The organism is Amycolatopsis xylanica (genome assembly GCF_900107045.1).
Classification (GTDB): Bacteria; Actinomycetota; Actinomycetes; order Mycobacteriales; family Pseudonocardiaceae; genus Amycolatopsis; species Amycolatopsis xylanica.
This window is the reverse complement of the sequence record NZ_FNON01000004.1, coordinates 35,877-48,443: the sequence shown is the minus strand read 5'-3', so window position 1 is coordinate 48,443 and position 12,567 is coordinate 35,877. Positions and strand designations below refer to the sequence as shown.

Annotated in this window: 13 protein-coding genes; 5 read left to right on the top strand and 8 right to left on the bottom strand. The window is 68.4% G+C overall.

Annotated elements, in window-relative coordinates:
• Positions 1 to 13: 13 nt before the first annotated feature.
• The gene (locus tag BLV57_RS19135) at positions 14 to 433 is read right to left on the bottom strand and encodes a YybH family protein (RefSeq protein ID WP_091290546.1); all 420 of its coding nucleotides are present in this window, start codon (positions 431 to 433) and stop codon (positions 14 to 16) included.
• A 51-nt stretch (positions 434 to 484) separates the two neighbouring features.
• Between BLV57_RS19135 and BLV57_RS19130 the strand changes: the two genes are divergently transcribed.
• Both BLV57_RS19130 and BLV57_RS19125 read left to right on the top strand, forming a co-directional pair.
• Positions 485 to 1,117: a TetR family transcriptional regulator gene (locus BLV57_RS19130; RefSeq protein WP_245757400.1), complete on the top strand. Its 633-nt coding sequence runs from the start codon at positions 485 to 487 to the stop codon at positions 1,115 to 1,117.
• A 114-nt stretch (positions 1,118 to 1,231) separates the two neighbouring features.
• A complete protein-coding gene (locus BLV57_RS19125; RefSeq protein ID WP_143047102.1) occupies positions 1,232 to 1,675 on the top strand; it encodes a hypothetical protein in 444 nt (147 codons plus the stop codon).
• A gap of 256 nt (positions 1,676 to 1,931) precedes the next feature.
• Here BLV57_RS19125 and BLV57_RS19120 read toward each other — a convergent pair whose 3' ends face one another.
• The 3 genes from BLV57_RS19120 to BLV57_RS19110 all read right to left on the bottom strand — a co-directional run bounded on the left by BLV57_RS19120 (position 1,932) and on the right by BLV57_RS19110 (position 4,094).
• A complete protein-coding gene (locus tag BLV57_RS19120) occupies positions 1,932 to 2,921 on the bottom strand; it encodes an inorganic phosphate transporter (protein ID WP_091290541.1) in 990 nt (329 codons plus the stop codon).
• A gap of 3 nt (positions 2,922 to 2,924) precedes the next feature.
• Positions 2,925 to 3,545 (bottom strand): DUF47 domain-containing protein, encoded by a 621-nt coding sequence (locus BLV57_RS19115; protein WP_091290539.1) that lies wholly within the window; start codon positions 3,543 to 3,545, stop codon positions 2,925 to 2,927.
• A 126-nt stretch (positions 3,546 to 3,671) separates the two neighbouring features.
• Positions 3,672 to 4,094 (bottom strand): cupin domain-containing protein, encoded by a 423-nt coding sequence (locus tag BLV57_RS19110; protein WP_091290538.1) that lies wholly within the window; start codon positions 4,092 to 4,094, stop codon positions 3,672 to 3,674.
• A gap of 141 nt (positions 4,095 to 4,235) precedes the next feature.
• On the opposite strand from BLV57_RS19110, the gene BLV57_RS19105 reads away from it, so the two are divergent.
• The 3 genes from BLV57_RS19105 to BLV57_RS19095 all read left to right on the top strand — a co-directional run bounded on the left by BLV57_RS19105 (position 4,236) and on the right by BLV57_RS19095 (position 7,903).
• The gene (locus BLV57_RS19105; protein WP_091290536.1) at positions 4,236 to 5,144 is read left to right on the top strand and encodes an RNA polymerase sigma-70 factor; all 909 of its coding nucleotides are present in this window, start codon (positions 4,236 to 4,238) and stop codon (positions 5,142 to 5,144) included.
• Between the two features lie 103 nt (positions 5,145 to 5,247).
• Positions 5,248 to 6,819 (top strand): discoidin domain-containing protein, encoded by a 1,572-nt coding sequence (locus BLV57_RS19100; protein ID WP_091290534.1) that lies wholly within the window; start codon positions 5,248 to 5,250, stop codon positions 6,817 to 6,819.
• A 64-nt stretch (positions 6,820 to 6,883) separates the two neighbouring features.
• Complete coding sequence (locus BLV57_RS19095) at positions 6,884 to 7,903, top strand: TolB family protein (RefSeq protein WP_091290528.1); 1,020 nt, start codon at positions 6,884 to 6,886, stop codon at positions 7,901 to 7,903.
• A 95-nt stretch (positions 7,904 to 7,998) separates the two neighbouring features.
• Here the strand turns inward: BLV57_RS19095 and BLV57_RS19090 are convergent, their stop codons facing one another.
• From BLV57_RS19090 to BLV57_RS19075, 4 genes are all read right to left on the bottom strand, one after another.
• Entirely contained in the window at positions 7,999 to 8,688 is a 690-nt protein-coding gene (locus BLV57_RS19090) for a heparin lyase I family protein (RefSeq protein ID WP_176968706.1), read from the bottom strand.
• A gap of 106 nt (positions 8,689 to 8,794) precedes the next feature.
• Positions 8,795 to 9,805 carry an aldose 1-epimerase family protein gene (locus BLV57_RS19085; RefSeq protein WP_176968705.1) on the bottom strand — a complete coding sequence of 337 codons (1,011 nt, stop codon included), beginning with the start codon at positions 9,803 to 9,805 and terminating at the stop codon, positions 8,795 to 8,797.
• Between the two features lie 22 nt (positions 9,806 to 9,827).
• Positions 9,828 to 11,303 (bottom strand): FAD-binding oxidoreductase, encoded by a 1,476-nt coding sequence (locus BLV57_RS19080; RefSeq protein ID WP_091290525.1) that lies wholly within the window; start codon positions 11,301 to 11,303, stop codon positions 9,828 to 9,830.
• A 147-nt stretch (positions 11,304 to 11,450) separates the two neighbouring features.
• Entirely contained in the window at positions 11,451 to 12,560 is a 1,110-nt protein-coding gene (locus BLV57_RS19075; protein WP_245757399.1) for an ROK family transcriptional regulator, read from the bottom strand.
• Between the last annotated feature and the right edge of the window lie 7 nt (positions 12,561 to 12,567).

Below are 12,567 nucleotides of genomic sequence, written 5' to 3'. Positions count from 1 at the left end.
CCGGCCGTACCACTCACGACCCGTCTTGGTCTTTGGGGATGGCGTCGCCGTGGCGGTGGATGATCTTCCACTCGCCGTTTTCGCGTCGGTAGACGTGGGTGGCGCGCAGGGTGTAGGTCGTGGGGACGCCGTTGACCGACACCGTGTTGTGCTCGAAGCCGATCGTGTAAGCGAGGTCGCCGCTCGCCTCGGCGGCCAGCAGCTCGAACCGGTAGTCGGTCGAGTCCGAGAACCGGGACGCGACCCAGCGGAAAGTCCGGTCGAGGTCCTCCCTTCCGGTGCGCACGGCGACGGCCGCGCCGAACAGGCTCACCGGGTCCCGCTCCGACCAGAGTTTCAGCCGCGGCTCGACGTCGCCGTTGTGGATCGCCTGCTCGGCGGCGATCTGCTTCGGCAGGATCTCGGCCAGAAACGCTTCGCGCTCATCCGTCATGGCCAACTCCGATACAGTCGAACTGTGGTGAATTCGGCTAGCATGAGCCAGGTGACCGGAGGAGTCAAGCGGCGCTACGACTCGACGCGCCGCCAGCAGCAGGCGCTCGAAAACCGCCGCCGGATCGTGCGCGCGGCCTGTGAGCTCTTCGCCGAGCGCGGCTACGGCCGCACGACCCTCGCGGACATCGCCGCGTCGGCAGGCGTGGCCGTCGAGACCGTCTACGCGGCCTTCAAGAACAAGCCCGCCTTGCTGCACCGGGCCTGGGACGTGACCGTCGTCGGCGACGACTGCGACATCCAGCTCCTCGACCGCCCCGAACTCCGCGAGGTGTTCGACGAGCCCGACCTCCCGACCCGGCTGCGCAAGCTCGCGGTGGTCAACACCGGCCTGATGCGCCGCACCACCGCTTTGCGCCGCGCCGTCGAAGACGCGGCCGCGACCGACCAGGCCGCGGCCGACATGCTGGCCGAGATAGACCGCCAGCGCTTGGAAAGCATGGCCGCGCACGCCGAAGCCGCCCAGGCGACCGGGCGGCTCGGAGTGTCCGAAGTGGAGTGTCGTGACGTGTTGTGGACGACGACCGACGGGTCGCTCTGGCACGGTCTCGTCCGGCTGCGCGGGTGGACCGATGAGCGGTATGCCCGGTGGCTGGGCGACCTGTGGGTCGCCCAGCTCACCTGAGACTCGACTTGTGCGATGATGTGGTCATGACAACCAGAAAGGGCCATGCCGTCTAGGCGCCCCGAGCAGAACCAGCCCGCACCTTCCCAGCCTGAACCGACCTTCGCGGTCGGCGTGAACTGGCAGCAGTGCGGATGTCTCATTTTCCTTGTTGATCACGGTGGCCCAGATCCCCTGGAGATCTGGGCGTCGGACATGCTGCCGCCGCTGGATGACATGCTCAGGGGATTCGTGGCACTCACCCGAGGCGAGCCTCATGCCCGTTTCCGCTGGTGGTCGGAGCCGTCCGAATTCCGCTGGGTGATCACCGCCGACGACGGATTCGCCAGAGTCCGGGTACTGGTCTTCCCCGATCTCCACGAGCAGCTTCCCGACGAACAGGGGCGGCCGCTCCTGACCATCGACATGCCGGTCCGCACGGTGGTGTCCGCCTTCGTCACGCCGCTGCGCGCGCTCCTCGACCAAGTGGGAGAGGAGAGGCTCGCCCGTAACTGGCAAAGCGAGCCGTTCCCCGTCGACCACCTGCGAACACTGGAAGAATGGCTCGCACGCAAATAGGTCGCGGCCCCATTCCCGTGGTCGTGATACTGCGGCAATGGGGGTATTGGACGCGGCCGCCGCCGGGGAGACCGTGCGGATCGTCGACGGTCGCACGTTACAAGGGCGGCTCTTGTCACCCTAAGCGTGACAAGGGCCGCCCTTGTAATGCTCGGAAGGTCGGGGCGCCCTCGCTGCGCGTGCGGGCCAAGGGGGTCGTGAGTGTTGCGGCCGGTTCTAACCGTCGGGAACACTCACGACCCCCAGGGGCCTGGCCTCAGAAGAGGCGCGTGAGCGAGTAGACGAGGGCCGCCACGGTCGCCGCGGCCGGGAGGGTGAGCACCCACGCGGTGACGATGTTGCCCGCGACCGCCCAGCGGACAGCCGAGCGGCGCCGGGTCGCGCCGACGCCCATGATCGCCGAGGTGATCACGTGCGTGGTGGAGATCGGCGCGGCGAACACGAACGCGGTGAAGTACAGCACCGACGCTCCGGACACCTCGGCGGCGAAGCCGTGCGGGGGAGTCAGGGGGAAGATGCGCCTGCCGAGCGTGCGCATGATCCGCAGGCCGCCGGCTGACGTGCCGAGCGCGAGGGCGAGTGCGCAGGACAGGATCACCCAGAACGGGACCGAGAAGTCGGTCTGGTGGCCGGTGATCACCAGGCCGAGCACGATGATGCCCATGCTCTTCTGCGCGTCCTGCAGCCCGTGGCCGAACGCGAGGCTCGCCGACGAGAAGATCTGGGCCCGCCGCATGCCGCGGTTGGCCTTGTGCGCGTCGGCCGATTTGAGCAGCCACAGCATCGCGGTCATCAGGAAGTAGCCGAGCAGCAGCCCGACCGCCGGTGAGATCACCATCGGCAGCAGCACCTTGGTGAGCACGCCCTGCCACTGCACGGTGGTCGCCGAGGCCAGCGCCGCGCCGACCAGGCCGCCGATCAGGGCGTGCGAGGAGGACGAGGGCAGGCCGAAGTACCAGGTGATGAGGTTCCAGGTGATCGCGCCGATGACGGCCGCGATGATCACCGTCAGGCCGTCGGCGGCCGACGGGGTGGCGATCACGCCCTTGGCGACGGTGACCGCGACGCCGGTGCCCGCCAGCGCGCCCAGCAGGTTCATCACCCCCGCCAGCAGCAGCGCGCCGCGCAGGGACAGCGCCTTCGTCGAGACGGCCGAGGCGATCGCGTTGGCGGCGTCGTGGAAGCCGTTGGTGAAGTCGAACGTCAGCGCGAGTACGACCAGGAGCACCAGGCCAGCTGAGACCATGGGTCAGGATTCCTTGACCGCGATCGTGTGGATCACGTCGGCGACGTGCTCGAACGCGTCGGCGGCCGACTCCAGCTGGTCGACGACCTCCTTGAGCTTGAGCACGGTCAGCGTGTCCAGCTCGCCGCTGAACAGCCAGGACAGCAGCCGCCGGTAGACCTGGTCCGCCTGGTTCTCCAGCTCGTTGACCTGGACCCAGTAGTCGTGCAGGGTGCCCGGTTTGGCCAGTTTGGGCATCGCTTCGACGGTCAGCTCGGCGCACTGGGCGAGCAGCCGGACCTGGGCGTGCACGCCCTCGGGCAGGTCGCCGAGCTGGTAGAGCGTGGCGAGGTCGACGGCGGCGTCGATGTAGTCGACGACGTCGTCCAGGCGGCCGGCGAGGCGGTAGATGTCCTCACGGTCGAACGGCGTGATGAACGAGCGGTTGAGCTCTTCGAAGATGGTGTGCGTGATCTGGTCGGCGTCGTGCTCGACGTCGTGCATCCGCTGGGCCAGCTCCTGGTGCCGCTCCGGCGGCGCGGCGACGTATTCGCCGAGCACCCCGACACAGGCACTGATATTGGTGCTGGCCTCGGTGAACATGTCGAAGAACTTCGTGTTCCGGGGCTGCAGCCGCAAACGCATGAGGTTCCTTCCTCGCCGCTGGCAGATCACGCGGACCGTACCTGCCACGCTCATGGCGCGCAGAAGGCAGCCTCGTTAACGCGAGGTGACGGGGACGGGACCGCCCCGGCGGTCCCGTCCACCGGGTCACGGCCGCGGCGCCCTGCGGTCCCGCCGCTGGTCGAGCTCCTCCGCGCTCACCGGCGTCAGCATCGGCTGGCCGGGCGCGCAGAACATGGTCACCACGAAGGCGGACTCGGCGTCGGCCAGGTTGTTGCCGTCCTGGTAGTGGATGACGTCGCCGCCCGGCTCCCAGAACGTGTCACCCGCCTTGAGCACCCGTTGCGGCTCGCCTTCCAGCTCGAAGATCATCTCGCCCTTGAGCACGTAGCCGTACGCCGGGCCGGAGTGGCGGTGCGGCGGCGCGCCCTCGGAGCCGGGCGGAAGTGTGACGAGGATCGTCATCGCCTCGGCGCCGTCGGGGATCTGGGGCGCGCCTTCGACGGTGCCGATCACCTCGATGATGGGAGGTGGTGTTGTCGCGCCTGGGTTGTCGAGCTGGTGAGTCATGGTCTCCCTTTCCGTAGGGTTTGACCCGTAGACCAGGTGGCACGACGATCTGTGACAGCACGCTGTCACGAATCCGCCCGCTACGGTGTCCAAGGTGGTGAGCGAGCGGAGAACTTCGATGGCGGGGAAGCTGGTGGAGTGATGGGTGCCACGACCGACACGGGCCTCGAAGAGGCGGCCGCCGTCTTCGGCGAGGTGCGCGGGCGCCTGTTCGGGATCGCCTATCGGATGCTCGGCAGCGCGGTCGACGCCGAGGACCTCGTCCAGGAGGTCTGGGTGCGCTGGCAGACCTGCGACCGGTCGAAGGTCGAGAACCCCGCCGCCTACCTCGCGACGGCCGTCACGCGGCTCGCCATCAACGTCAGCGGGAGCGCGCGGAAGCGGCGCGAGACCTACATCGGGCCGTGGCTGCCCGAGCCCGTCGACACCGCCGCGGACCCGCAGCTGGGTGCCGAGCGAGCGGCCGGGCTCGAGTTCGCCGTGCTGCTCCTGCTGGAGAAGCTCTCGCCGACCGAACGGGCCGCGTACGTGCTGCGTGAGGCGTTCGACTACCCGTACGGCCAGATCGCCGAGATCGTGCAGGCCAGCGAGGTGGCGTCGCGGCAGCTGGTGAGCCGGGCGCGCAAGCATCTGCGTGCCGAGCGGCGGACGCCGTCGAGCGGGCCGGAGCAGCGGCGGCTGCTCACCGCGTTCCTCGCCGCCGCGCAGGTGGGGGACATCTCCGCCCTGGAGCGGCTGTTCGCCGAGGATGTCGTCAGTTACGCCGACAGCAACGGTGCCGCGCGGGCCGCCCGGATGCCGATCCATGGCGCGATCAAGCTCGCGAAGGTCATCCACGCTTGGGGGAGCGACTTCTGGTCGGGCGCCGACATCTCGTGGGTCGAAGCGAACGGTCAGACCGGGCTGCTGCTCAAGCGGGACGGCACGACGTCGGCGCTGGTGACCGTGACCACGTCCGAAGACGGGATCGATCAGGTGCTCTGGATGCTGAACCCCGCCAAGCTGGCCGCCTTCTCCGGCACCGATCCGTGCAACCGTTCTTCCTTGTGATGTAAGGATTTGACGGTTCATTGACCGGCCAATCGGGGTCCGTTAACCTTCGCTTTAATTAGGAAACTTCCCTAACTAATTCGGCGCGGGCCCGGGAGTGCGGATGAAGCGAAGGATCAAGCAGGCCGCCGTGGTGGCGGTGGCAGGGGTGCTGCTGGTTCAGCCAGTGACCGTCTCGAGCGCGCAGACGCGGGCCGAATCCCTGCTGTCCGCCGGAAAACCGACCACGACCTCGTCCGCCGAGAGCGACGGGTTCGGCGGTGACTACGCGGTCGACAGCGATCTGACCACCCGGTGGGCGAGCGCTGAAGCCGGTGGCACGGAATGGATCGCGGTCGATCTCGGCGGACCGGCGATCGTCAGCCGCGTCAAGCTGACCTGGGAGTCGGCCTACGCCAAGGGTTATCAGATCCAGGCTTCCGCAGACGGCGTCAAGTGGACCGACATCAAGGCGATCACCGACGGCGACGGCGGTGTCGACGAGATCACCGGGCTCGACGTGGCCACCCGGCACATCCGGGTCAACGCCACCGTGAAGGCCACCAAGTACGGCGTTTCCTTGTGGGAGCTGGAAGTCTACGGCGCACGGACCGGCGACGGCGACATCCAGCCGCCGTCGGCGCCGGCCGGGCTCAAGCAGACCGCGGGCACCGCCAACACCATCACGCTGGGCTGGGAGCCGGCGCAGGACAACGTCGGCGTCACCGGCTACGAGATCCTGCGTGGCGGCAACGTCATCGGCAAGTCCGCGACGAACACCTTCACCGACACCTCGCTGGCCTCCGGCTGGGACTTCACCTACGCCGTGCGGGCGCGGGACGCGGCGGGCAACCTGTCGCCGACGAGCGCCACCGTGCCCGCGAAGACCGAGGACACGGGCAGCACCGATGGCACGGTGATCGCCGTCTCCGGTGACATCGCCAAGGCCGAGCTGCCGTCCGCGCACTCGGAGACGGCCAAGGTGGTCGAGCGGATCAAGCCGAAGTACGTGCTCACGGTCGGCGACAACCAGTACGACGACGGCACGATCGCCGAGTACCGCGCGTACTACGACAAGACCTGGGGCAAGTTCAAGAGCATCACCAAGCCCGTGCCCGGCAACCACGAGTGGAACAACAAGCTCGCCGGCTACAAGCAGTACTTCGGCAAGATCGCGACGCCGAACGGAAAGCCGTACTACAGCTACAACATCGGTGACTTCCACTTCGTCGCGCTCGACTCGGACCCGGTCTACAACGGTGGCGGATCCGACCAGGTTTCGTGGCTGCGCAAGGATCTCGCGGCGAACTCGAAGTCCTGCGTCATCGGCTACTGGCACCACCCGCGCTTCAACTCGGGCCAGGACGGCGACCAGAAGAGCGTCGCGCCGCTGTGGAACGAGTTCTCGAAGGCCAAGGCGGACGTGGTGTTCCAGGGCCACGACCACCACTACGAGCGCACGAAGCCGCTGAACACCGCCGGTCACGTCGACGAGGCGAACGGCGTCCGCTCGGTCATCGTCGGCATCGGCGGCGACAGCCTGTACCTGAACTTCAAGGCACGCGAAGGCGTCGAGAAGATCTTCGGCAAGCACGGCGTGATGAAGCTGGTGCTCAAGGGGAAGTCGTATTCCTGGGAGATCATCGGCACGGACGGCAAGCTGCTCGACCAGGCGGGCCCCTACACCTGCCGGTGATCCCCTGCTTCCGGCGCCGCTCATTCGGGAGAGCGGCGCCGGATCCCGGAGTTTAAGGAGACTGGTGAACCTCAAGGCGAAGATCGCCGTGGCGCTCGCCGGGACGACGGCCTTGATCGCGGCCTCGGTCTTCTACGTGGTCAAGGCCAAGGCGAACAACCCCGAGCGGCAGCAGGCCGACGCCGGGGTCCGGATCGATCAGGAGCACCCGGTGCACTTGGCCGTGCCGGGTCAGCTCCTGTTCCGCAACGGCGCGCCCGGCCCCGGCTACGGCAAGGTCGCCGCGGTCTCGCTCGCCGAACCCGGCGGCCCCCGGCGCGTCAGCCAGCTGACGTGCGAGCGTTTCTACGTCGCCGCGAGCACCGGCCTGTGCCTCGCGAACGAGCCAGGCCCGATGCCCTCGGCCGTCGCCCGGTTCGTCGACGCGGGACTGGCCGAGATGAAGCGGGTCGACGTGGCCGGCGTGCCCAACCGCGCCAAGCTTTCCCCCGACGGCCGGATGGGCAGCTGGACCACGTTCGCCACCGGCGATTCCTATGCCCAGCCCGGTTCCTACTCGACCCGCACGGCCATCATGGACCGCGATCTGAGCGAGCTGTCGAGCAACATCGAGGGCATCCCGCTGACTATCGACGGCAAGGCCTACCGCGGCGAGGACGTCAACTACTGGGGCGTCACGTTCATGCCGGGCAACCGGACGTTCTACGCCACGGTCGGCACCGGCGGCCGGACGTACCTCATCGAAGGCGACAACGAGGCGTGGAAAGCCCATACGCTCCGGGAAAACGTCGAATGCCCGTCGCTTTCGCCCGACGGCAAGAAGCTCGCTTTCAAGAAGCGGGTATCCGCGGACGGCGCGCAGCCGTGGCGTGAGCACGTGCTCGATCTGGCGACGATGCGGGAGACCCCGCTCGCGGAGACCCGCAGCATCGACGACCAGGTGGCGTGGCTCGACGCGAACACGATCGCGTACGGCCTGCCGCGCGATGCCGCGGGAACCAGCGATGTGTGGGCCGTCCCCGCGGACGGGACCGGCGCTCCGCGCCTCCTCGTCCCACTGGCCTCGTCCCCCTCGGCCACCTAGCAGAACGGGATAAAGCGGGCTTTACTCCACCCCGGGATAAAGCGGGCTTTATCCCGGGGAAAGCACCCGGGATAAAGCCCGCTTTATCCCGGTGGTCAGGGGGTGGTCACGTCGGCGAGGGTGGCGCCCATCTTGATGGTGGTGATCGACGAGGTCGCGACGCCGGGGGCGGGGTGGTAGATGCCCCACTTCAGGTACGTCCTGGTGCCGTCGTACGTGGTGCCGGTGTAGGTGTCCGAGCCGGTGAGCAGGCGCTGGCGCACGCCGTTGAACCAGAACTGGACGGTGCCGTCCGTCCTGCCGGACGTGATCCGCAGCGCGTAGTCGTTCCACACGTTCTTGACCGCTTTGGCGCGCCACAGCAGGACGTCCTTGTGCTCGGCCGTCCAGCTGTGCAGCTGGAGTTCGCCGTTGATCACGCCGATCACCACCGGGTGATTGGCGGTGCCGCTGCTGGGGCTGGACTTGACCTGGAAGAAGTACCGGCTTTCCGCGTCGCCGATGCTGAACTTCGAGGACCAGCCCAGGTAATAGCTGTCGGTGGCCGACACGTCGGGGCCGACCGCTTCGCAGCGTTCCTGTTTCGCGGGCTGCGTCACCTGCCAGACCGTGCCTTTGTCCGGGTCCGTCGCGGTGGCGAAGGTCTTGCTGTCGCACTGGATCGACTTGAACGCGCCGATGCCGTCACGCGGATCGGCGGACCAGCGCAGGGCGGTGGTGCTCGCCTCTGCCTGGCCCGCCGAAAACGCGGTCAGTGCCACGGCGGCCGCGACACTTTTGAACACGATGGGGTGCATACTTCCTCTGGTTTTCGCCGCGGAACACTATCCGCCACATAATGCCTGGAACGGCGCTCGGGAAAACCTGTTTCGAATGCAAGATCCGATGTAATCACAACGCGTTGGTGCGCACGCCCCAGGTGCTGCGGAAAGTCTGGCCAGGCTTGAGGACGATCAGGTCCTGGCCGCTGTTGAACGCGTTGCCGGGGCCGGTGACCGGCTCGAGTGCGATCGCCCGGCGCGCGGGCCTGCCTTCGGCGTAATCGTCGGAATAGGCCAGGAGATACTTGTTCTTCTCGTCGGCCCAGAGCTGGATCTTGTGGCCGTCCGGGGTTTCGAGTTCGGCGAGCGTGCTCTCGGCCGAGGTGTGGATGAGGTCGGTATAGGCGAGGTCGACCTGCGCGGGGCCGATGACCTTCGCGGTGCGGAAGTCGTTCGGGGTGCCCGCCACGGGCGCCCGCCCGGTCGGGACGCCCTTGTCGTCGTTGATGAGGTAGGTCGATGCCGCGATGGTCAGCTTCGCGTTGTCCACCAGCGGGTCCGCCTTGAAGTACGGGTGATAGCCGCTGCCGAACGGGGCGGGCTTGTCGCCGGCGTTGGTGGCGGTGAGCGTGACGCGCAGCCCGGTTTTGGTGAGCAGGTACTCGGTCTGGAACTTGAGCAGGAACGGGTAGCCGTACTGCGGGTACAGCACCGAGCCGAGCACCAGGCGGCCGGTCTCCTGCTTGACGAGTGACCACGGCTGGAAGATCGCGAGCCCGTGGATCGCGCAGCCGCTCCAGTGCTCGGTGATCGGGGTTTCGTAGTCGACGCCCTCGAACTTGTACTTGCCGCCCGCGATCCGGTCGGACCACGGCAGCAGGATCTTGCCCATGTGGCTGTCGCCCATGGAGTTGTCGGGGTGGCCCGCCAGGATGGCGCGCCCGTCGACGGTCCAGGACCGCAGCTCGGCGCCGATCTCGGCCACCGTCAGGCTTTGCTTGCCGGAGGTGATGCGGTACTGCCGCCCGGTGGGCAAAAGGGCTTCAACCGAAGCCGCTGAGACAGCCTGCCCGCCGAGTGCGAGCGCGGCGGTGGTGCCTGCGGCGGCGGTCATCGCCGCGCGTCGGGAAAACGTGCGCATGGTTCGTGTCTCCAAAATGGATTCAGCCGCGGAGCGCGGAGTGGGGGAAGTCGAACACCTTGCCGGGGTCATAGGCCGAGACGACGCGGCGCAGCTTGGCCTGGTTGACGCCCCAGTACGAGGTGGCCCAGTCGGTCTGCAATGGATTGACGTAGTTGACGTAGGAAGCGCTGCTGAGCACCCGGGTCAGCGCTTGCTGTGCCTGGGTGAGGACTTCGCCCTTGTCGGTCTCGCTCCAGCCGTAGATCTGCACGGAGGCGCGGGCGCCGCGGTGCCCGTACGCCGTGTCGCGGGCGCCGATCGCGTCGACCTCACCGCCGACGGCGTCGAAGAGCAGGACCATGTCATCGAAGCCGGTGATGATCTCGACGACACGGGTGGCGTCGGCGGCCTTCAGTACGCGCGGCAGCATGCGGGACGCGGCGTGGAACGCTTCACGCGGGACCGTTCCGCCCGGCTTGGTGTCCGCGTAGCAGGTGCTGACCTCCTTACAGGGCGCGAAATGTAGCACCGTGTCCAGATAGGACTTCTGTGTGCTGGTGCGAGTGGACGGTGCCACACCGACCTCGGAGACGAGCGCGTCCAACTGCGACTTCGCCGCCGAAGCCTTGCCGGCCCAGGTGCCCTCGATCGAGTTGCTCGGCTCCTTGCCAGCGCCGATCGCGCAGGTCGAGGTGAGCTCCTTGGGCGCGGAATGCTGCCAGGCCGACCAGGCGGCGAGCACCTTCGCGGTGTGCGAGGCGGGGAATTCGAGCTTGAAGACCACCGGGTTCGGCGCGGGCACCGTGCTGAAGGTGAACTCGGTGACGATGCCCGCGTGGCCGCCACCGCCGCCGCGCAACGCCCAGAACAGGTCCGTGTCCTTGTGCGCGCTCGCTTGGTGCACCGCGCCGTCGGCCGTCACCACGGTCGCGCCACGCAGCCGATCGCAGGTCAGGCCGTAGGGACGGGTGAGCGGGCCGATGCCGCCGCCGAGGGTGAGGCCCGCGATGCCGACCGTGGCGCAGGTGCCGCCCGGCAGTGCCCTGCCCCGCGCGGCGAGCGCGGAGTACACCTGCATCAGCTGCGCGCCCGAACCGACCACCGCGGTGCCGTCGTCGCGGACGGTGATCTTGTTCAGCTCGGAGACATCGACCACGACGCCACCGTCCGGAGTGGAGAAACCGGCGTAGCTGTGCCCGCCCGAGCGGGCCGCGAGCGGCGTGCCGCGGCCACCGGCCCGGCGCACGCATTCGATGACGTCCTGGCGATCGGCGACCAGCGCGATCGCGGCGGGTCTGCGCGCGGGCAGCGCCAGGTTCCAGGTCGTCGCCGCGAAGTCGTACCCGGTGTCACCGGGCCGGAGTAGTCGTCCCGACATGGCTTTGCCGAGTCCGTCGAAGTCGATGCCGCCCGCCGTCGCGCGGGCGCCGGTGGCGGCGAGCAACCCGGTGCCCACCACTGCGGCGCCCGCGGTCGTGGCCAGGAACTTTCGCCTGCTGAATCCTGCGGTCGTCACAGTTCTCCTCGGGACGATGAGCGGGGAATGGGTGGGAATTTAACCAACCTTTACCCGTCGTTCAATAGGTGAACATGACATTCGTTGGCAGTTGCATGGAACTCGGCAATGGGTGATTTCAGGCAAATCCCGTTACGATCACCGAGGTCAGCCAGTGAGGAATTGTTCGACCGGCAGGGTGGCGGCGCCCAGCGCGACGGCCTCCGGGCCGAGGCGGCACAGTTCGATCGACGTGGTGGCGAAGGGGTGCCTCAGCGAATGCAGGCGCGCGGCGGCACGGATGGCGTCGAGGTTACGGTCGCCGAGGAGCAGCCCGGCCCAGCCGCCGAGGATGACGCGTTCGGGCGCGAGCAGGTTGATCAGGCTGCCGATCCCGGCGCCCAGGTACCGCACGGTCTCGGCCAGCACGCCGGTGCCCTGATCGTCGTGGCTGACCGCGGCGAGCGCCGACTCCTGGTCCGCGCCGCCGTCGATGATCCCGCCAGCCTCGGCGAACCGGTCGAGGATCGCCTCCGCGCCGACGTAGGCCTCCAGGCAGCCCTTGTTCCCGCACCGGCAGGTCCGCCCGCCCGCGACCACCACCAGATGCCCGAACTCGCTCGCCGACGCGCCGGGGAAGCCCGCGTCGCCGGAGATGATGCTGGCGCCGACGCCCGAGCCGATCAGCGCGACCACCGCGCCGGTGGTGCCGCGGCCGGAGCCGAACCAGAGCTCGGCCCTGCCCATGGTGTTGGCGCCGTTGTCGACCAGCAGCGGCAGGTCGGTGCCCGCGCGGAGCAGGCGTTCGAGCGGGACCCTGTCCCAGCCGAAGGTCTGCGCGTCGACCAGCACCTCGGGTTCGCGCTGGACCACGCCGGGCACGCCGATGCCGACCCCGATGATCGAACCGGCGCCGACGCCGCCGTCCTTGAGCACCGCGGCGATGCCGTCGAGCATCCGGGCGGTCACCACCTCGGCGTCGTGCCGGTCGAGCGGGTAGTCGGCCTTGGCGCGTTCGGTCATCGCGAGGTCGAACAGCTCCACGCGCACCCGGGTCTCGCCGACGTCGACGCCGATCACGTGCCCGTGCGCCGGGTTGACCCGCAGCAGCACCCGGGGCCGTCCGCCGTCGGACTCGACGGAGCCGACCTCGATCACGATGCCCTCGTCGATCAGCTCGCGCATCACCGAGCCGACCGAGGCCGGGCTCAGCCCGGTGGCGGCGCTGAGTTCCTGGCGGCTCTGGCGGTCGCCGAAATACAGGGATCGGAGCAACAATGAGCGA

Coding starts and splice junctions, on each gene's coding strand:
- BLV57_RS19135 (WP_091290546.1), bottom strand. CDS start 433: ATGACGGATGAGCGCGAAGCGTTTCTGGCCGAGATCCTGCCGAAGCAG.
- BLV57_RS19120 (WP_091290541.1), bottom strand. CDS start 2,921: ATGGTCTCAGCTGGCCTGGTGCTCCTGGTCGTACTCGCGCTGACGTTC.
- BLV57_RS19115 (WP_091290539.1), bottom strand. CDS start 3,545: ATGCGTTTGCGGCTGCAGCCCCGGAACACGAAGTTCTTCGACATGTTC.
- BLV57_RS19110 (WP_091290538.1), bottom strand. CDS start 4,094: ATGACTCACCAGCTCGACAACCCAGGCGCGACAACACCACCTCCCATC.
- BLV57_RS19105 (WP_091290536.1), top strand. CDS start 4,236: ATGGGTGCCACGACCGACACGGGCCTCGAAGAGGCGGCCGCCGTCTTC.
- BLV57_RS19100 (WP_091290534.1), top strand. CDS start 5,248: ATGAAGCGAAGGATCAAGCAGGCCGCCGTGGTGGCGGTGGCAGGGGTG.
- BLV57_RS19085 (WP_176968705.1), bottom strand. CDS start 9,805: ATGCGCACGTTTTCCCGACGCGCGGCGATGACCGCCGCCGCAGGCACC.